The following is a 20,839-nucleotide window of genomic DNA, read 5'->3' as shown; positions in this document are numbered from 1 at the left end:
GGCTGAATGTGTGCGTATCTTCTTGCCACAGCATTACAGACAGTCCGAAACAATCAGATAATTTGGAGGTTTTTTTATGGACGCTACACTTAAAAAACAGCTTGAGATAACTGCCACCAAGGTACGTCTCGGCATCATCGAGGGCGTTTATAACGCTAAGTCGGGTCATCCCGGCGGCTCTCTTTCGATAGCCGATCTGCTGACCTATCTTTATTTTGCAAAGCTTAATGTATATCCCGATAAGCCCGATGAGGCTAGCAGAGACAGATTCGTTCTGTCCAAGGGTCACACTGCACCCGCACTTTATTCCACACTGGCTCAGAAGGGATTTTTCCCCGAGAGCGAGCTCAAGAGCCTGAGACATATTGGTGCTCTGCTCCAGGGTCATCCCTGCATACATATCCCTGGTGTTGATATGTCTTCCGGTTCTCTCGGACAGGGCGTATCCGTAGCCGCAGGTATGGCACTTTCCGCTAAGTATCAGGGCGCTGATTACAAGGTTTACACTGTTCTCGGCGACGGCGAGATACAGGAAGGTCAGGTATGGGAGGCTTCAATGTTCGCTGCTCACTACAAGCTTGACAATCTCGTTATGATCGTTGATAACAACGGTCTCCAGATCGATGGTAAGGTAAGCGATGTAATGTCTCCTTATCCGATAGTTGACAAGTTCAAGGCTTTCGGTCTTCACGTTATCGAAGCTGATGCCCACGACTTTGATTCTCTCGACAAGGCTTTCAACGAAGCTGAAACTGTTTGCGGACAGCCTACTGTCATTGTTATGAAGAGTACAAAGGGCAAGGGCGTTTCCTTCATGGAGGATAACGTTTCATGGCACGGTACCGCACCTAATGCCGAGCAGTATGCACAGGCTGTTGAGGAGCTTACCGCACATCTGAAAGAACTGGAGGGCTAAGTCATGGCTGATGTAAAGAAGATAGCAACTAGAGAAAGCTACGGCAATGCGCTTGCTGAGCTTGGTGATAAGTACGATAAGCTGGTAGTTCTGGATGCCGATCTGGCAGCAGCTACCAAGACAGGTATCTTCAAGAAGAAGTTCCCTGACAGACATTTTGACTGCGGTATTGCAGAGAGCAACATGATGAGCGTGGCTGCCGGTATGGCTGCAACAGGTCTTATACCCTTCGCTTCCACATTTGCAATGTTCGCAGCAGGCAGAGCTTTCGAGCAGGTAAGAAACTCCATCGGTTATCCTCACCTGAACGTTAAGATCGGTGCTACTCACGCAGGTATCTCTGTTGGTGAGGACGGCGCTACACATCAGTGTAACGAGGATATCGCACTGATGAGAACTATCCCCGGCATGACAGTTATCAATCCTGCCGATGACACCGAGGCTAGAGCCGCTGTTGAGGCTGCTATTCTCCACGAGGGTCCTGTTTATATGCGTTTCGGCAGACTTGCTGCTCCCGTTATCAACGACCCTGCAACTTACAAGTTCGAGCTTGGCAAGGGCGTTCAGCTGAGAGATGGCAAGGATATCGCAATATTCGCAACAGGTCTGATGGTAGGCGAGGCTATCGAGGCTGCCAAGACTCTTGCTGATGAGGGTATCGACGCTGCTGTTATCAATATCCACACCATCAAGCCCATCGATGAGGATATCATCGTAAAGAACGCGCAGAAGTGCGGTGTTGTTCTGACTGTTGAGGAGCACAGCATCATCGGCGGTCTGGGTTCTGCTGTTGCAGATGTTCTTACTGCAAAGTGCCCCACAAAGCAGGTTAGAATAGGCGTTAACGACGAGTTCGGTCACTCCGGCCCTGCAGTTGATCTGCTGAAGGAGTTCGGTCTTTGTGCTGAAAATATCGTTGCTAAGGCAAAGGAAGCTGTAAAGGCTAAGTAATTTTTCCATAAAATATCACACCCCTGTGTATTTCTGAGTAGAATACACAGGGGTGATTTTTTTGAGCAGAAAACGAATATCACGAAAATGCAAAGCGTCATACATCTTTCTTGGGACGCTGATCGTTATAGCATTGGCGGGAATATGTATCATCGGGGAACTGCGTGAGCATTTAGCCGAGATTACGGAGTACCGCGGCAGGGAAGCCGCAACCGATATCATTACATCTGCGGTGGAAAGAACTATTTCACAATGTCCCTGCGAGGAAATATACAAGCTTACCACCGATGGGAACGGCGCTGTACTTTCTGCGAAGCTGAATGCAGATTCAGCCAACCGCGTAAAAAATATACTGACGCAGGAAGTGGAAAAGGGGTTAGACAAACTGGGTGAAGATGGCATAGCCATACCCATGGGCGTACTGATCGGCATACCACTTCCTGCGGTGGGATGCGACCGCATAGACCTCGGTGTTCAGCAGATAGGTGCTGTAAAAAGCGAGTTCCGCTCCACCCTTGAAACTGCGGGGATAAACCAGTCACGACTGACGGTCTACGCCGTTGTCACCGTGGATATCCGCGCAATACTGCCCAATGGCCACACTGATATCAGTGTTACCGAGGAACATATCATCACCGACTGTCTTATCGTTGGGGAAGTTCCGCAGTCATATTTCAGGGGATAGATTTTAATAACAGCAGTAAAATCTTGTAATATTTTGGTAAAATATATAAATAGTTTACTCATAATACACTTCAAATATTTGAATTATTGAGTCCGCTTTATTAATATCACTAATGCACGCGCTGTGCTTTTGTATTATACTTACAAAGATTTTGATTAATTAACTAACATCTGTTGACATTGATGTGAAGTTGTGATATATTTATTAATATGAAATACCAAATCTGTCGAAAGTATTAAGATTCATTGATAGGAGTATGAGTAAATATGCTGTTAAATTGTTATCAGACTAATATCAGCCTTAATACACGCTGTTTTGTATATCATGTGTCAGGTCTGCGCTTTGCGGGATAGCTTTGTCCCTTGGGGCGCTGTTTATAAATAACTGAACAAGGAGGACGTCGGAATGAGAAATTTAAAACTTCCTAATGTAGCGGTGCGAGCCGCGAACGTTTGGAAAATGAGTTAGTAGTCAAAAAAATTGAAAGGACAGGTGAAAAAAATATGGCAAGGAATTTATCTAAGGATCTTAAAAGGTTAGTTGCAGGTTTATGTGCGGTTCTGGTAGTAGGCGGCGCGGTGCCTCTGCAGCCACTGGTTGATTTTAACTACACTATCAAAGCGGCGGCAGATACAGCAGAACCTGTATTTATTAATTATTCGCCTTACATTGTTAGTAATGGCGATTATGCTTTTGTACAAAATGACAGCACAGGTCTTGCAGGTGTAGGTTATCGTTCAAACAATCAGGGTCAACATGGTTCTACCGCACTAACTACTTTCAAGGTTTATCCAAGAAACGGTCAAATAGTAAAGGTGAACTGGAAAATAAGCAGCGAACAAAATTATGATTGTATGACTATTACTGCAGGTAACTCAACACCTGTATCCGCAGTTTCCGGTGAGGGATCAGGTTATTTCAATATCACGGGCACCGAAACTTCTGCTACTGATGGTATAACTGTTTATGCTAGATATACGAAAGATAGTTCAGTACATAGTCGTGAGGACTCTGCTTATATCGCTTTCCAGATAGAACAGAACAAAGCTTCTCTCTCATTCAGCGGATTTACAGCCAGTACGGATTATTCGGTTGTAGATAATGTTTCCGAAGTAAGACCCGGAGATACTGTCACCATTTATTCCAACAAGAAGTTCAATTCCAGCAGTCCTTATACTACTCTTGATTTTGAGAAAGCTCAGGACAGTTTCGAGTACAACGAAGCAAACTACAAGTATAGATGCACAATGACAGTAAACAGTGATGCTGTATTCAGTGCAGACGAGACCATAACCTTTACCGAACAGCCTAAGGTATATATGACTTTCAAAGATCTGGAAGAGGCAGGTTATTACGTTGATTACAATTCCGAGGGTGTATATGTTACCGACTATGTTGATGTATACACTAACAAGCGTATGTATCTTGACGAGAGCATCTTCGATGACGGTTCAACTTCTGCACCCCCTATACGTTTTGTGGAATACATGAAAGAGACCACCGATGGCGGCTTTGACGTAAATAATTCTAAATATCTGTACAGATATCACATCACATTCCCTCAGTATCCATACATCGGTAATTCATACATTACTTTCATAGCTGAAAAGAACGTTGATCTGGAATTCGAGAATATGGCAGAGAACAAGAAGTTTGCAGTTGAGGGCGACCTGCCTTATGCATATGTTGCTGATGGCTCTGTTATCTACTCCGACCAGACTATTACAGGCGATATAAGCAAGGTTCAGCTGAGTGCCAGCACAAAGACCGGCGGTTACAATTATAAGGATAAGAATTATAAATATAAGTACGATGTAACATACTCCGAAGAACTCAAAACCGGCGATAAGGTATCATTCTTCCACGTTCACGAGTACGGCAATCCTCATGTTGATATCGAAGAAAAACCCGATATCATCATTGCTGATTGTACAGGTGAGGACGGTGAATCAGTAGGTACAGTTGAGATAGCACAGCTCAAGCCCAAGGATATCTACTATTACGGCGATCTGCCTACGGTGGAGGAAGTTGTTGTCAAGCCTGAACAGATGCCTAATGGTATAACCAGTATTGACCCCGTCAGCCTCTCTATCAAGAAGAAAGGCAAGACTACTACCCAGGATTATTTCACCGATTTCGGCACATATGAACTCTCCGCTATCGTCAATGTTGTGTGCGGCGGCAAAACATATCCTATCTCCATCACCAAGGACGTTGAGTATTCACCTCGTTCACTGTTCGGCGATGAAAACAGTTCTTCCACTGACGAGGACTACACCGGCTGTCAGTTCTTCCTGAGAACCTACGAAGAAGCCGATGAAGATCAGGTTGAGCCCGAAATTGAAAATGATAGTCCAGATCAGCAGAATCCCGAACAGCAGAATGATGAACAGCAGAATAATGAACAGCAGAATGATGAACAGCAGAATGATGAACAGCAGGAGAACGAACAGCAGCAGGCTAATTATAGTGAAGTTCCTCTGGTAGTTAAGAACGGCGTTATCACTCTGCCCAAGGACTCTTTCGTATACAATAAGAAAGAGCAGAAGCCTGTTATAGTTGTTAAGAACAAGATAAACGGTCAGGTATTTGAACTCACCGAAGATGAGATATCCAGCACCGTAGAAGGCAAGACAGGCGCTAATAAGGATAATGAGTTCTACGAATTCAAGATATCCGCAGTTCAGCCCGAGAGCGAAGAAGCTGCTCCTGCTAACTACACAGGCGAAGTCACCGTTAAGTGGAGGATCGAAAAGGCTCCCAACAACGTAACATTCGTTCCCAAGACCGATACCGTATACGATGCAGAAGTACTGGATGACACCGACTTCACATTCACCGATCCCGATGATACCCTGAATGATTCCAATATCAAGGTCGAGGTCAAGGGCAAGACCACCGGTACTGTAAACGCAACTAGTGGTGATCCTTATGTTCTGTCCTCTGCTGACAACTATAATACCCTTACTCATGTAGAGGATGCTTCTTACGTCCTTCCTGATAATTATACTTATACATTCATAGGAAAGTATATGAATGGTGGTTCTGTAAAGACTGTAACAGGTAATGTTGAACAGTATTGGTTTGGCGAGATAGTTCCTAATGATGTTGGTAATCAATGGAGATTGTATGACAAAGAAGATTCAAATTCCAGACCTATTGGATTTGCAACCATAACTGTAGTATTCAACGATACAGCTCATACAGCAGATATTATCTGTTTTGAAAACAACGATCTCTATAATCAGTATATGGCTAAATTAGGTGAATCCAGCGATATCACCAGCGCAGGCATTCAGAAGGGTACTATCACCATAACTTCCGATAACTATCAGGATAAGGTCATGGACTTCGAGACCAATATCGCCAAGAAGGAAGTTACAGTAGCTCCCAACGGCATCAAGGATAACGATACCAACACCATCACATGGGGCGAGCTCATCAAGGACAGCGATGTTCTGTACAGTCAGGACGGCGTTGTTGATAAGGATAAGCCTAATCAGGGTGATTATAACTTCGGTCTGATCTTCACAGCTGAGAATTACAACTTTGAAGATGCAAGCAAAAACAATGTCGGCGAGTACAAGCTGGTTCCCAGCCAGATCTTCGCTGAGTACAACGCAGCTGATAATAACTATTACCTTGTACTGCCTAAGGAAGAGACCGAAGAGCAGGAAGAACTCGCAGAGCCTATCTATATGCTGAGTACTGAACAGGGAGAGCCAGGCGAGAGCGAAGAGATCACAGAGGATGAGCCTGAAGAGGAGACAGAAGATGTCAAGCTTGATACCCTGACGATAGTTCCTTACGAACTTACAAAGGCTAATGTTTCCATCTCTGATATAAATTATCAATTCGATACCTACATAAAGAATCCTGAAGTAAAAACTACTGTTCCTTACAGTACAAAGGACTCTGCGGAGCCAGAGCTCTATGAACTTAAACTTGGCTCACTTGAAGATCACGCAGATAAAGACTTTTTCGTAAAGGGTGTAAGATACGATAATATCGTAGGCGAAAAGAATATCGCTGTTATGACTGACGAAACCACCAACAAGAACTTCACCGCAGGTGAAAATGGTCTTGAATTCAAGTGGTACATCAATAATGGTACACTTTCGATCGAAGTTAGCGTTATCAACGACAAGATCTATGACGGCGCAGCTGTTGCTGAACCTACTGTAACTGTAACCAACCAGATCCATGAAGTTGTTAAGAATGCATCTACAAAGATACAGTACCAGAAGAAGGACGAAGAGTCCGGTGAATATGGTGAAGCTTTCGACGGCGAACCCAAGGATGCAGGCACATACAGAGCAGTTGTAACAGTAAATGCGGACAGCTACGATGAAGCAGTAACCAATTCCAACGAGTTCACTATCTCCAAGAGAGAAGTTACAGTTACTCTGACAGGTCTGCCTGAAGTCAAGGGTTACAACGATAAGACCGTTTCTTACGAGATAAGTGTAGCTGATCCTGAAAATCCTGATAATAACACCGGCATCGTCAATAATGAAATTAATCCTAAAGACACTGTAGATATCGAGGCAGGCAAACAGGACGGCGATCACATCACAAATGAAGATCTGCCCGAGATAGTTGAAAGACTGGGTGATAACTACACATTCACTTTTGATGAGGTACTCAATCTGAGAGATGCTAGGCTTGAAACTCTGGTAGTTTATAAAGCTTATATGGAAGAGGGAGAGACCATCGATCCTAATGACTACTTCGCTGCATACGATGAGAACGGAAAGGATATCACCGATAAGTGCAAAGTAATCAATATAGATAATATTGATCAGTTTGGTGAGTATACCATCGAAGTTAACGACGGCAGTATCATTGATCCTCTCACTGATGTTCTGTACGTTAAGCCTAAGTCCGACGAGATCGAAGAACGCTTTGCAGATCTTCCCGATCCCGAGAATGTGACTGTTATGGATGAAAGACTTATAAACGATGCACGTGAAGCTTACGAGGCACTTTCAGATAAGCAGAAAGAAAATATAAGTGAAGAAGAACTCCAGAAGCTTGTTGATGCTGAAAATGCGCTGGAAGCAGCTAAGAAAGCAGCAGCAGATAAGGAAGCAGCAGATGCAGTCAAGAAGGCTATCAACGATCTTCCCGCAGCTGAAGATGTTACCGTTGACGATGCAGAAGCTATCGAAGATGCACGCGAGGCATTTGAAGCTCTGACAGATGATCAGAAGGCTCTTGTTGACGGAGATACAATGAATAAGCTCGATGATGCTGAGGCAGCCCTTGAAGCAGCTAAGAAGGAAGCAGCAGATAAGGCAGCAGCTGATGCAGTCAAGAAGGCTATCAACGATCTTCCCACAGCTGAGAATGTTACCGTAGACGATGCTGATGCAATAACAGCAGCTTGCGAGGCATTTGAAGCTCTGACAGGTGATCAGAAGAATCTGGTCGACGGAGATACAATGAAGAAGCTTGATGATGCTGTAGCAGCTCTGGATACAGCCAAGAAGGCAGCTGAAAAGGCGGCAGAAGATCAGGCAGCAGCAGATGCAGTTAAGAAGGCTATCAACGATCTTCCCGCAGCTGAGAATGTTACCGTAGACGATGCTGATGCAATCGCAGCAGTTCGCGAGGCATTTGAAGCTCTGACAGGTGATCAGAAGGGTCTGGTCGACGGAGATACAATGAAGAAGCTTGATGATGCTGAAGCAGCTCTGGATGCAGCCAAGAAGGCAGCTGAAAAGGCGGCAGAAGATCAGGCAGCAGCTGATGCAGTCAAGAAGGCTATCAACGATCTTCCCGCAGCTGAGAATGTTACCGTAGACGATGCTGATGCAATCGCAGCAGTTCGCGAGGCATTTGAAGCTCTGACAGATGATCAGAAGGGTATGGTCGACGGAGATACAATGAAGAAGCTTGATGATGCTGAAGCAGCTCTGGATACAGCCAAGAAGGCAGCTGAAGATCAGGCAGCAGCTGATGCAGTCAAGAACGCTATCAACGCTCTTCCCGCAGCTGAAGATCTCACCAAGGACGATGCTGAAGCAATAGCTAACGCACGCAAGCTGTTCGATGAACTTACAGATGAGCAGAAGGCTCTGATCGATCCCGAAGTAGTAAAGAAGCTGACCGATGACGAAACTGCAGTTGCAGCTATCATAGAGGAAAGCAAATATATGAAGGGCGATGTAAACGGCGATGGCACGGTCAATATTAACGATCTGACCAAGGTCGCAGCTCACGTAAAGGGCAAGAGACTTCTGTCAGAAGAAGAGCAGAAGCGCGCAGATGTAAACGGAGATGGCAAGATCAACGTTACCGATATCACCCAGCTCGCCGCTCACATCAAAGGCAAGAGGCTCTTAAAGTAATTTCAGATAATTTCTCATTTTTCACGTCCTACTAACTTATAAGATGATCCCCCGTGATATTGCTTCACGGGGGATCGTCTTTTGTCTATCTTATAGTGTAATATATTTGATCTTATTATTCCTCTGTCCAGATATCGCTACCGCACTTTTCTATGATGGTTGCTTTTAACTTCCAATCTATCTTCTCATTATCACATATTACCAGACGTCTATTATTCGCAGTCTTTGTAATAACTTTGTATGTGTGGTATGTTTTTCTTGAGGGCTTGGATCTGGTATGCGATGCTTTCTTTACACAGATCTCTTTGATATCTGTATACTCCACAGCCGTAAGACCCATGTTCGTACCAATAACTATTTTCGGCGTGATATACACTTCGTTATCCTTTATCCATTCCGATGCAGGAAGATTTGCCTGATCATCTATCTCTTGGTGGGTGTATCTGACACTTCCACAGGCAGGTCTCAGATTTTTAATAGCATTTCGTGATCTCGAAACCACTTCCCAGATTAACGCTAAAACCAGTACAAAAATTCCGAATGCCATACCGACACCATGATCTTTTTGCAACTTATCTCTAAAATCTATTCTATCGCAAGACAAATAAAAGCTAGAATAATTTGTGCTCTCCTTGTTGGAATAGCCGTTATTGATAAAATAATTTAGTGAATCGATAAATAATACTAAATCACTTTTATTTTCTCGCACAACACCTTTTACTTTGACATAGCCGTTCGTATTCAGTTCTTTAATTTCATCATCTATGTTCGTCATCAGGATCAATTCTTCACCTGTTCTAACAGCATAAAAGCCCTCATATATCTCAACAGGTGGTTCGGTTATCTCGTATGTGTAGATAGTTTTATCATCCTGTACTATATTGTCGAAATCTATCCTTCTTTCGACGTATATATCTGAATATGTCCTGTATATACTCAAAGCTATCAAAAATAGACCTAACAGGAGCATACCTATAGTGATGCGGAAACATTTCGCATACATCCGTACAGTTTTTTGTATGTTTTCATTTGTATATTTGTATTTCACTTTGGTCACCTCGTTATAAGTGCTTTTTCAATCATGTTTCTTCTCTGTTCTCAATATCAAATCATTTTGAAATTTAAATATAATTATACCACACTCGTCTAGAAACGTCAATTGATATCGAAAATAATAAAGTTATTATCTTAACCTTGATTTTTCGGGGATATTATGTTATACTAAATCAAAAGCTTTATCGAAAGGCGGCAGGAAAAATGTCTGAAAAAGAAAATGCAAAAAATAGAATAGACGAACTTGTTGAGACACTCAATTATCATGCACATCTCTATTATGTTGAGGACAGGAACGAGATATCCGACTATGATTACGATATGCTCCAGAACGAGCTGAAAAAACTTGAAGCGGAAAATCCCGAACTTATCAGACCCGACAGCCCTACACAGCGTGTGGGCGGCGAAGCTGTATCGGGCTTTGAAAAAGTCACCCACAAGGTGCAGATGGGCTCTTTGCAGGACGTTTTTTCCTTTGAGGAAGTCAGAGATTTCGTTGACAGAGTGAGGGAAAGTGTCAGCGATCCCAAATTCGTTGTGGAGCCCAAAATAGACGGCCTTTCGGTTTCTCTTGAATACCATGACGGTCAGCTGACAGTGGGTTCTACCCGCGGCGACGGATTTGTTGGTGAGAATGTAACCGAGAATCTCAAAACTGTACGCTCGATACCTGTTACTATCGACAGCACACTGCCGATGATAGAAGTACGCGGCGAGGTTTATATGCCGAGAAATGTCTTTCTGAAACTCATCAAAGAGCAGGAAGACAATGACGAACAGCCTTTCAAAAATCCGAGAAATGCGGCGGCAGGTTCACTTCGTCAGAAAGACCCAAAAATCGCCGCAAAGCGTAAACTGGATATTTTTGTGTTCAACGTTCAGCAGATAGATGGCAGAGAGATAACCGCTCACAAACAGTCCCTTGATATGCTGAAAGAACTGGGCTTCAAGACCGTGCCCGACTACAAGCAGGTGACCACCGCAGATGAGATAATCGACCGCATAAACGAGATAGGTGAGAGCCGTTTCGAGCTGCCTTACGATATCGATGGTGTTGTTATAAAGGTGGATGATTTCAAGCACCGTGATGTTCTGGGCGCTACCGCGAAAGTTCCGAAGTGGGCTGTTGCATATAAGTTCCCGCCGGAAGAAAAAAACACAAAGCTCCTCGATATCGAGCTGAATGTAGGAAGAACAGGTGCTGTTACTCCAGTTGCAGTATTTGAACCAGTCTTCCTCGCAGGCACTCAGGTGTCCCGTGCAACACTGCACAATCAGGATCTTATAATCGAGAAGAATATCAATATCGGTGATACTATCCGTGTCCGCAAAGCAGGGGATATCATTCCCGAAGTTCTAGCCTCTGTAGAGAAAAATTCCGAGGGCGCATTCATGCTTCCCGATGAATGTCCCGTATGTCATACAAAGCTTGAAAAATCCGATGACGAAGCAGCTGTTCGCTGTCCCAATGTTGAATGTCCCGCCCAGATTTTCCGAAGTATAGTCCACTTCGCTTCAAAGGGTGCCATGAACATCGATGGTCTCGGACCTCAGATAGTACGTCTGCTTCTGGATAAAGAACTGATTTCTTCCGTTGCAGACCTTTACCATATCAATGAAGAAGACCTTATGGCACTGGAAAGCTTTAAAGAAAAATCAGCTCATAATCTGGTAACGGCCATCGGGAAATCCAAGTCGAACACTCTTGACAGACTTATATTCGGTCTCGGAATCAGAAATATCGGTCAGGCTTCAGCGAAACTACTTTGCGCTAAATTCGGAGGACTTGACAGTATAATGTCAGCTACCGCAGAGGAGATCTCAGAAATAGATGGTTTCGGAGATGTTATGGTGCAGAGTGTTTATAGTGCATTCCATGAAGAGCACATGATATCTCTCATACAGCGCCTTAAAGACTGCGGCGTGAATACCGAATACGAAAAAGTTCAGCAGGACGATCGTTTTGCCGGCAAGACTTTCGTACTCACAGGCACTCTGCCAACTCTGAAAAGAAACGATGCCAAGGATCTTATCGAGAAATTCGGCGGAAAAGCCAGCGGTTCCGTTTCAAAGAAAACGGACTATGTACTTGCAGGTGAAGAAGCAGGAAGCAAACTCACAAAAGCTCAGCAGTTGGGCATAAAGATCATCACTGAAGAAGAATTTATGGAGATGATCAAATAACCGGAAAATACAGTAAAAACACTGTCCCCGAGCACATTGCTTCGGGGACTTTTCTGTGTAAAAAACAAATACATGCTGTGCATAATTTTTATATATCTTGACAAAATCAATAAAATGTGATATAATACAAATTGTTAAAACACCAAACAAATATTGATCCTACTAAGGAGGTAAATTGCAATGAATCATCGTTTAGGGCGAAAAGCTGCCGCAGGCATACTTTGTCTGGGGCTTGTATGCCAGAATGCAGGACTTATCCCTGCTTCCGCTGCTTCAAGCAGTGTAACCATCAATGAGGTCTGCTCAAAGAACACGACTGTTGCAGCTCCCGACGGAAATTTCTATGATTGGGTCGAGCTGTATAACTCAGGCAACTCTGCTGTTGACCTGTCAGGCTGGGGACTTTCTGATAAGGCTACAAAGCCTTTCAAGTTCAAGATCCCCAACGGCACAAAGATCGCTGCGAAGTCCTATCTGGTAATCTACTGTGACAGCACAGCAGGTGAGACCAACACTTCGATCGCACCTTTCGGTATGTCAGGTTCGGGTGAGACTCTTACTCTCTCCGATGCAAACGGCAACGCCGCTGATACACTGACTTTCGGTTCCATAGCTTCTGATACTTCCTACGGACAGTATCCTGATGGCAGCGGTAATTTCTTTGACCTTACCTGCACACCGGGCAAAACCAATGTTGCTCCCGAAGGCTCTGCGGCTGTAGCTACTCCTGCTTTCTCTCTTGAAAGCGGTTACTATGAAGCAGGAAAGACATTATCCATTCAGGTACCCTCCGGCACAACGGTTTATTATACAACCGACGGTACTGTACCTACTACTTCATCACAGAGATACACATCACCCTTTACACTTAACGATGTATCCAACAACGCTAACAAACTCAGCGCTGAGAGAAATATTTCCACATACAGCTACAATCCACCTTCTTCACCTGTTGATAAAGCGAACATCATCCGCGCAGTTGCTGTCGATTCACAGGGTCGCGTAAGTGACGTTATCACCAGAACATATTTCGTTGGCAAGACAAATTCGGGCTACTACAAGGATATGAAGGTAGTATCTCTCGTAACCGATCCCGATAACCTGTTCAATTATGATACAGGTATCTACGTTCTTGGCAAGCACTACGATGAAGACAATTCCACTGGCGGCAATCAGGGAGGAAGACCCGGCGTTCCCGGATGGGGCGGCGGATTCAGCTTCAAACAGCCCTGGGAGATGGAGGCAAACTACACCCAGTCTGGTAAGGAATGGGAGCGTCCTGCTACCATGACTGTATTTGACAAGGGACAGAAAGTTATCGATCAGGACGTAGGAATCCGTATCAAGGGCGGTGCTTCACGCCATAACGCACAGAAGAGCTTCAATATCTATGCTAGACTTGATTACGGCGCTCCTGAAATGACTTATGATTTCTTTGACGGTACTTCCATAAAGGCAAAGAACGGTAAGACTATCAAGAGCTATACCACCATTTCTCTCCGTGATGGCGGTAACGATAATAACAATGCTATCTTCCGTGATTCTCTTAACCAGAGCCTTGTTGCTGACCGCGACTGCGCTCATCAGGCTATGAGTGAGTGTATAGTATTCATTGACGGCGAGTTCTGGGGCATCTATCAGATATGCGAAAAGCTGGATGATGCTTACATCAGCGACCACTACGGTGTCAAGAAGAGCGATGTGGCTATGGTCAAGGAAGGAGAACTAGAGGAAGGCTCCGATTCCGATCTTCAGGACTGGAATAATCTGGTACAAGGCGCTGCAAACGGCAGTCTCAGCTATGCACAGATCTGCGAAAAGATAGATATCCAGAGCTTTATGGATTACTTCGCAGCACAGATCTACTGGTCTAATCAGGACTGGCCGAAGCGTAACATAGCTTCATGGCGTTCAAATACCATCGACAGTTCAAACCCTTATGCAGACGGCAAGTGGCGCATGATGTTCTTTGATACCGAGTACGGTCAGGGACTCTATAACAGCCAGAATACTACTGCAAATTATGATAATTTCAGCCGTCTGGCTCAGGATCAGAGTGATGTGAGCAAAATGTTCAATGCTCTTCTCAAGAACGATCAGTTCGCAAAGGACTTCGCACGCACCATGATGGATCTGGCAAACTACAACTTCGAACCCAACAGGGTAGCTGAAAAGGCAAAGTACTATTCTGATAATTTCAGCCAGCAGGCAGCAGATACCTTCAAGCGTTTCGGTTCAAACAACAACGCACAGTCTTATCAGAACCAGTGGAACACCATTGTAAACTTCTACAGACAGCGTTTTGATCCCGCTGAGCGTTCTCTCCGTCAGGCGACTAAGCTCTCAGCTGAACCTGCTACTCTCACAGTTGAGAACAGCAACAGCTTAGGCGAGATACAGCTCAACACCCTGAAACTTGGCGCCATAGACAAATGGTCGGGCAAGTATCACAAGGATTACGACCTCACTCTGACAGTTGCACCTAAGGAAGGCTATACCTTTGATCACTGGGAGATCAGCGGTGCTCAGCTGACAAGCGGTTCCAAGAATTCTGCAACTGTAAAAGTTAAGATCACAGGCTCCGGTGCTACTGTCAAGGCTGTTTACACCAATCAGGGCGGCGGACAGACCGTTAAGACTGATTATCCTACAAATATCAAGGTAAATTACAACTCTCAGTATCACCAGATCCAGTTCCTTTGGGACAAGGTAGAGGGTGCTGACAAGTACGGCATCGCTGTATACCTGGCAGGTAAGTGGAGAGTTCAGACTTCCAGCATTACTACAAACAGTTATATTACTCCCAAGAACCTGACTCCCGGCATGACCTACAAGGTAGCTATTGCTGCAAGAGTTAACGGTCAGTGGAATACAACTGATCCTATTAAGAATGCTGTAACAGTTACTGTTAAGTAATTTATAGTTTCACAGAACTAAAAACGGCAGTTTCATCGGAAACTGCCGTTTTTATTATATAAGAAATATCACTCTTCCGTACCCTTTACATATTCAATGAACTGCTTTGCAACACGGGGCGAACGTCCGCCCTTTGAAAGTGCAAAAGCTTCAGCTTTTATCTCCAGTTCATCGCGATTTGTGCTGATCTCATACTGATCAGCAAGCTTGTTCACAAGGTCAAGAAACAGCTTTTTGTCAGGTTTCTGGAAAGTTACCGTAAGACCGAATCGGTCAGAAAGTGAAAGAAGTTCCTGAACGGTATCCTTGAAATGTATCTCGTCGCCCTTACGGGAAGTAAAAGTCTCACGTACCAGATGCCTACGGTTCGATGTAGCGTATATCACAAGATTAGAAGCCGTCGAAGCCACACTGCCTTCAAGGATAGCTTTCAAAGCAGCATAGTCGTTGTCGTCCTCGGTGAATGACAGATCATCAATGAAAATAATAAACTTCAGCGGGTTCTTGCTTATGGTCTCCACAATGTTGGGTATCTCATGGAGCTGTTTCTTTTTCAGCTCGATGAGTCTCAGACCCTCACACGCAAATTCGTTGGCAATAGCCTTTACCGTCGAAGATTTACCGGTACCGCAGTCGCCGTAAAGCAGTACATTGTTGGCAGGCTTTCCTGCGATAAGCGCTTTTGTATTGGCAATTACCTGACTGCGTTCATTCTCATAGTTGTGCAGCTGTGAGAGCCTTATGGGGTCAGCGTGCTCAACAGGGGTCATAACTCCGTCCTTGATTATGAAAATATTGTACTTTGAATAAATGCCGTAGCCGATCTTGTTTATCTCATGCACACGCTGAGCATATATCTGGGAAAAATCTCTGGGGCTGATCCTGTATTCGGGCAGGAAACCATCATAGTTTATCCTGCCGATGAACTCGCTGCTTGGTATAGTTGCCAGTTCTTCCAGAAAAGCAAGCTCGTTCGCCAGACAGTTGTCCAGCATCGTACCCGTTTCGAGTCCCTCGCCCTTTTTAAGTATAAAAAGGTTTTCGTCTTCCAGGATTATCTTCATGATGTATTCGGTAAGGTCGTCGCCTGACTTGTAAAGGTCGCCGCACATATCGCAGTACCACTCTACAGCCATCTCTGTGTTTTCCTCACAAATGCTTATCATCGTCTGTATCATATCGATGATAACATCGTTTTTGCGAAGTTCCTTGAAAATTACAAGGCTCCTTATCTGTTTGAGAATACGATTAAAATCCGTCATTTTTATTTACCTCCGTTTGCGGGTAAAGCCCTGTCAGTGCATATCACAAAGCTTTAGGCTGACATTCCCAAATCAGCACAGGCTCTGTAACGCTTTTTACATTATATAACATTTTTTCGTATAAGTCAATGTTTAATAATTAAGTCATTGACAAAGACCCCCAAGATGTAGTATAATATATTTTACATGGATACATTTTGTATAAATTAATCTGTAAAGGAGCTGCTGATATGTCAGTATACAGAATTTATGTAGAAAAAAAGCCGGAATTTGCAGTTGAAGCTGATTCACTGCTTGGCGGTATCAAATCTGCACTGGGTCTTGAAAACCTCAAAGGTCTGCGCGTTATTAACCGCTATGACGCTGAGGGTCTGCCAGTTAAAGATTTTGAGCTCGCTATCCCCGTGGTATTTTCCGAACCCGCGGTAGATGTTACCTATGATCATCTTCCCGCTGTTGGTGAGGACGAGCAGATATTCGCAGTTGAATATCTTCCCGGTCAGTTCGATCAGAGAGCTGATTCATGTGCGCAGTGTATCTCACTGCTGACTGCGGGCAAGCGTCCCGTTATCAAGTCCGCCCGCATTTACATAGTAAGCGGCACCCTTTCCGATGAGGAGCTTGCACAGATCAAGCAGTATATGATCAACCCTGTTGAATCAAGAGAAGCTTCTCTTGATGAGTTTGAAACTCTGGATATCAAGTACGATATCCCCACAACAGTTGATACAGTTAACGGCTTCATTGATTCTTCTGAAGACGACCTCAAGTCTATGCTTGCAGACCTTGGTCTTGCTATGGATCTTGATGATATCAAATTCTGCCAGAAGTATTTCAAGGAGCAGGAGAACCGCGATCCTACCATCACCGAGATCAGAATGATCGATACCTACTGGTCGGATCACTGCCGTCACACAACATTCTCGACAATCGTTGACAATGTTTCTATCGAGCCCGATTATATCGCAGCTACCTTTACTGATTATATAAATGCCAGAAAAGATCTCTATGCAGGCAGAACAGACAAGCCTATCACACTTATGGATCTTGCCTGCTTCGGTGCAAAGCAGCTTAAAAAGGCAGGTCTGCTGAAAGACCTTGACGAAAGCGAAGAGATCAATGCTTGCTCCGTAAAGATCAAGGTGGATGTTGACGGTGTTGACGAAGACTGGCTGCTGATGTTCAAGAACGAAACTCACAACCACCCCACCGAGATCGAACCTTTCGGCGGCGCAGCTACCTGTCTTGGCGGCGCAATCAGAGATCCTCTGTCCGGACGTTCCTACGTATATCAGGCTATGCGTGTAACAGGCGCAGGCAACCCTCTCGTTCCCGTTGAGGATACCATAGCAGGTAAGCTGCCCCAGAGAAAGCTGGTAGTTGGCGCTGCAAACGGCTATTCTTCCTACGGTAACCAGATCGGTCTTGCTACAGGTCACGTAAACGAGATATATCACCCCGGCTACGTTGCTAAGCGTATGGAGATCGGCGCAGTTATCGGTGCAGCTCCCGCTTCCAATGTTAGACGTGAAAGACCTGCCCCCGAGGATATTGTTATCCTGCTGGGCGGTAAAACAGGCCGCGACGGCTGTGGCGGTGCAACAGGTTCTTCCAAGTCACACACCCTGCACTCTCTCGAGACTTGCGGTGCAGAGGTTCAGAAGGGTAATGCTCCCGAAGAAAGAAAGCTCCAGAGACTGTTCAGAAATCCTGAAGTTACAGCAATGATTAAGCGCTGCAACGACTTCGGTGCAGGCGGTGTATCCGTTGCTATCGGCGAGCTGGCTGACGGTCTTCAGATAAACCTCGACCTCGTTACCAAGAAGTATGACGGTCTTGACGGCACTGAGCTTGCAATATCCGAATCTCAGGAGAGAATGGCAGTTGTCATCGCCAAAGAAGACCTTGAAAAGTTCATGGCTGAGGCTGCAAAGGAAAACCTTGAAGCTACAATGGTAGCAAGAGTTACCGAAGAACCCAGACTGAGAATGAACTGGAACGGAAATACCATCGTAGACCTCTCCAGAGAGTTCCTGAACTCCAACGGTGCTGAAAAGCACACAGATATCGAAGTACCCACTCCCGTATTTGCAAATGATGACGGCGGTGAGGATAATGCAGACCGCTGGGAAGCTATGATATCCAACCTGAATATCTGCTCGCAGAAGGGTCTGGTTGAAAGATTTGACTCCACCATAGGCGCAGGCACCGTGCTGATGCCCTACGGCGGTAAGTATCAGAATACTCCCACACAGGCTATGGCTTGCAAACTCCCCGTACTCAACGGTGAGACAACCACTGCTTCCATCATGGGCTGGGGCTTCAATCCATTCCTTTCCAGTGTCAGCCCCTACCACGGAGCTATGTCCGCAGTAGTTGAATCTGTGGCTAAGGTAGTTGCAACCGGCGGTTCCTACAAGCACTGCTGGCTGACTTTCCAGGAGTATTTTGAGAGAACTCAGAACAATCCTTCCAGATGGGGCAAGCCTTTCTCAGCTCTGCTGGGCGCATATAAGGCTCAGATCGAACTGGGCTGCGGTTCTATCGGCGGTAAGGACTCCATGTCAGGTACATTTGAGAACATCGATGTTCCTCCTACCCTGGTTTCCTTCGCAGTTTCCACTGCTAAGACCGATAAGATCATCTCACAGGAATTCAAGAAGGCCGGTTCAAGAGTTATACTCATCAAGCCCGAATACGATGAAAACAACATCGTTAAGTTTGACAGCCTGAAAAAGGTATTTGAGAAGGTTGAAAAGCTGATTGCAGATGGTAATGTACTCGCTTGCTGGTCTATTGCTTACGGCGGTGTTTCCGAAGCTATTGCCAAGATGGCATTCGGTAACAAGATAGGCTTCAAGTTCACCGATAAGGTAAGCTCTGCTGAACTCTTCCGCGCTTGCTACGGCAGCTTCGTTATTGAGCTTGCTCACGGTGTTCAGACAGCTGAAAGAGTTATCGGTGAGACAACTCAGGCTTACACTATTGAGAACAACGGTTATACCATTGACCTCGAAAAGATCCAGGATCTCTGGGAAAAGAAGCTGGAGCCCGTTTATCCAGTGCACGTTAAGGAACCTGCAGAGAAGCCTAACAAGTACAGCTTCAAGGCTGACGAGAGAAAGGCTCCCGCCATCAAGGTTGCCAAGCCCAAGGTTCTTATCCCTGTATTCCCCGGAACAAACTGCGAGTACGATACTGCAAGACAGTTTGAAAAGGCAGGAGCAGAGGCTGAGATATTCGTAGTAAGAAACCTCTCCGAACAGGCTATCAAGGAATCTGTTGATGCTATGGAAAAGAAGATCAAGCAGTCTCAGATCGTTATGCTTCCCGGCGGTTTCAGCGGCGGTGACGAACCCGATGGAAGCGGTAAGTTCATCGTATCATTCCTGCGCAATCCTAAGCTGACCGATGCTATCCACGATCTGCTGAAGAACCGCGACGGTCTGATGCTGGGTATATGCAACGGTTTCCAGGCACTTGTTAAGCTGGGTCTTGTACCTTACGGCGAGATCGTTGATATGCGCGATGATTCTCCTACACTGACCTTCAACACCATCGCAAGACACCAGTCCAAGATGGTAAATACACGTATCGCTTCCAACAAGTCGCCTTGGCTGGCAGCTTGTGACGTTGATGATATCCACAGCATAGCTATTTCCCACGGTGAAGGTCGCTTCGTTGCTTCCGCTGAGGAGATCGCAAAGCTTGCGGCAAACGGTCAGATAGCAACTCAGTACGTTGACTTTGACGGTGAGCCCACATTCGATATCCACTGCAACCCCAACACATCTTTCGATGCTATCGAGGGTATCACTTCACCCGATGGCAGAGTACTCGGTAAGATGGGTCACTCCGAGAGAATGGGCAACGGTGTATGCATCAACGTTCCCGGTGCAAAGGATCAGAAGCTGTTTGAGAGCGGCGTTAAATATTTCAAATAATGTCAGAGCAGGCGGCTGGTCTGCTAATTGACAATTGAATTGTACTATGTTATAATTAAGGCAGTACCGTAAACTCGGTGCTGCCTTTTATCTTTATATATAGGTGATAAATTATGAACGACAAGCAGCTTCTGATCGAAAAGTACCATCTTATACATGAAAACAATGCATGGTATTCGGATAGGGAAAATTCCCACAAACATCTGATATTCAAAGATTCTTTCTATGAGAAAAATGATGTGCTGGGACTGCTGTTCCGCATCAACAAGCTCTGTGGTGCAAAAGTGAAGTATTTCCGTACAAATATCGATAAATTCGAGCCTCTGAAATATGACTACAAAAAGGGATTTGTTTCTGTTCCTCTGTGGGACGCTGATTTCCTTAAGCATCGTAAATCGGGATATATTCTGGATTTCAGATATTTGCAAACGATCACTGTATATGAAGATTTTGTCGCTCTTTGTGAAGAGCTTGAAGGCTGTTAAATAGCACATTATCATCATTATAAATATATTAAATGGCGTAAAATGCATGTCATGAGTATTTTGTGCCTGTTCCCGAGAAGGAGGTCTACT

General features: G+C 45.0%; 10 protein-coding genes. 8 read left to right on the top strand and 2 right to left on the bottom strand.

Annotated features, from left to right (window positions below):
• Positions 1-76 precede the first annotated feature (76 nt).
• From BM265_RS02420 to BM265_RS20525, 4 genes are all read left to right on the top strand, one after another.
• Positions 77-916, top strand: a complete 840-nt coding sequence (locus BM265_RS02420; RefSeq protein WP_074959880.1) for a transketolase — start codon at positions 77-79, stop codon at positions 914-916.
• 3 nt (positions 917-919) lie between these two features.
• Positions 920-1,867: a transketolase family protein gene (locus tag BM265_RS02415; RefSeq protein ID WP_074959879.1), complete on the top strand. Its 948-nt coding sequence runs from the start codon at positions 920-922 to the stop codon at positions 1,865-1,867.
• Between the two features lie 61 nt (positions 1,868-1,928).
• Positions 1,929-2,552 (top strand): sporulation protein YunB, encoded by a 624-nt coding sequence (locus BM265_RS02410; RefSeq protein ID WP_074959878.1) that lies wholly within the window; start codon positions 1,929-1,931, stop codon positions 2,550-2,552.
• A gap of 503 nt (positions 2,553-3,055) precedes the next feature.
• Positions 3,056-8,905 carry a dockerin type I repeat-containing protein gene (locus tag BM265_RS20525; protein ID WP_074959877.1) on the top strand — a complete coding sequence of 1,950 codons (5,850 nt, stop codon included), beginning with the start codon at positions 3,056-3,058 and terminating at the stop codon, positions 8,903-8,905.
• 115 nt (positions 8,906-9,020) lie between these two features.
• Here BM265_RS20525 and BM265_RS02400 read toward each other — a convergent pair whose 3' ends face one another.
• Complete coding sequence (locus BM265_RS02400; RefSeq protein ID WP_074959876.1) at positions 9,021-9,953, bottom strand: hypothetical protein; 933 nt, start codon at positions 9,951-9,953, stop codon at positions 9,021-9,023.
• A 209-nt stretch (positions 9,954-10,162) separates the two neighbouring features.
• On the opposite strand from BM265_RS02400, the gene ligA reads away from it, so the two are divergent.
• A complete protein-coding gene (gene ligA / locus BM265_RS02395; protein WP_074959875.1) occupies positions 10,163-12,142 on the top strand; it encodes an NAD-dependent DNA ligase LigA in 1,980 nt (659 codons plus the stop codon).
• A 180-nt stretch (positions 12,143-12,322) separates the two neighbouring features.
• Positions 12,323-15,058, top strand: coding sequence for a CotH kinase family protein (locus BM265_RS02390; RefSeq protein ID WP_074959874.1), 2,736 nt, complete (start codon positions 12,323-12,325; stop codon positions 15,056-15,058).
• Positions 15,059-15,126: 68 nt separating this feature from the next.
• Here BM265_RS02390 and BM265_RS02385 read toward each other — a convergent pair whose 3' ends face one another.
• Positions 15,127-16,320, bottom strand: a complete 1,194-nt coding sequence (locus BM265_RS02385; protein ID WP_074959873.1) for an ATP-binding protein — start codon at positions 16,318-16,320, stop codon at positions 15,127-15,129.
• A gap of 230 nt (positions 16,321-16,550) precedes the next feature.
• On the opposite strand from BM265_RS02385, the gene BM265_RS02380 reads away from it, so the two are divergent.
• Both BM265_RS02380 and BM265_RS02375 read left to right on the top strand, forming a co-directional pair.
• Entirely contained in the window at positions 16,551-20,264 is a 3,714-nt protein-coding gene (locus BM265_RS02380; protein ID WP_074959872.1) for a phosphoribosylformylglycinamidine synthase, read from the top strand.
• Between the two features lie 113 nt (positions 20,265-20,377).
• Positions 20,378-20,749 carry a hypothetical protein gene (locus BM265_RS02375; protein ID WP_074959871.1) on the top strand — a complete coding sequence of 124 codons (372 nt, stop codon included), beginning with the start codon at positions 20,378-20,380 and terminating at the stop codon, positions 20,747-20,749.
• The last annotated feature ends 90 nt before the right edge of the window (positions 20,750-20,839 follow it).

Source organism: Hominimerdicola alba, from assembly GCF_900112155.1.
Taxonomy (GTDB): Bacteria; Bacillota; Clostridia; order Oscillospirales; family Ruminococcaceae; genus Hominimerdicola; species Hominimerdicola alba_D.
Note: the sequence above shows the minus strand (reverse complement) of the source record. Positions and strands in the feature narration are given on the sequence as shown.

Bases quoted from the DNA above. Each gene is read 5' to 3' on its own strand.
- BM265_RS02420 (WP_074959880.1), top strand. From the start codon at position 77: ATGGACGCTACACTTAAAAAACAGCTTGAGATAACTGCCACCAAGGTA.
- BM265_RS02415 (WP_074959879.1), top strand. From the start codon at position 920: ATGGCTGATGTAAAGAAGATAGCAACTAGAGAAAGCTACGGCAATGCG.
- BM265_RS20525 (WP_074959877.1), top strand. From the start codon at position 3,056: ATGGCAAGGAATTTATCTAAGGATCTTAAAAGGTTAGTTGCAGGTTTA.
- ligA (WP_074959875.1), top strand. From the start codon at position 10,163: ATGTCTGAAAAAGAAAATGCAAAAAATAGAATAGACGAACTTGTTGAG.
- BM265_RS02390 (WP_074959874.1), top strand. From the start codon at position 12,323: ATGAATCATCGTTTAGGGCGAAAAGCTGCCGCAGGCATACTTTGTCTG.
- BM265_RS02385 (WP_074959873.1), bottom strand. From the start codon at position 16,320: ATGACGGATTTTAATCGTATTCTCAAACAGATAAGGAGCCTTGTAATT.
- BM265_RS02380 (WP_074959872.1), top strand. From the start codon at position 16,551: ATGTCAGTATACAGAATTTATGTAGAAAAAAAGCCGGAATTTGCAGTT.
- BM265_RS02375 (WP_074959871.1), top strand. From the start codon at position 20,378: ATGAACGACAAGCAGCTTCTGATCGAAAAGTACCATCTTATACATGAA.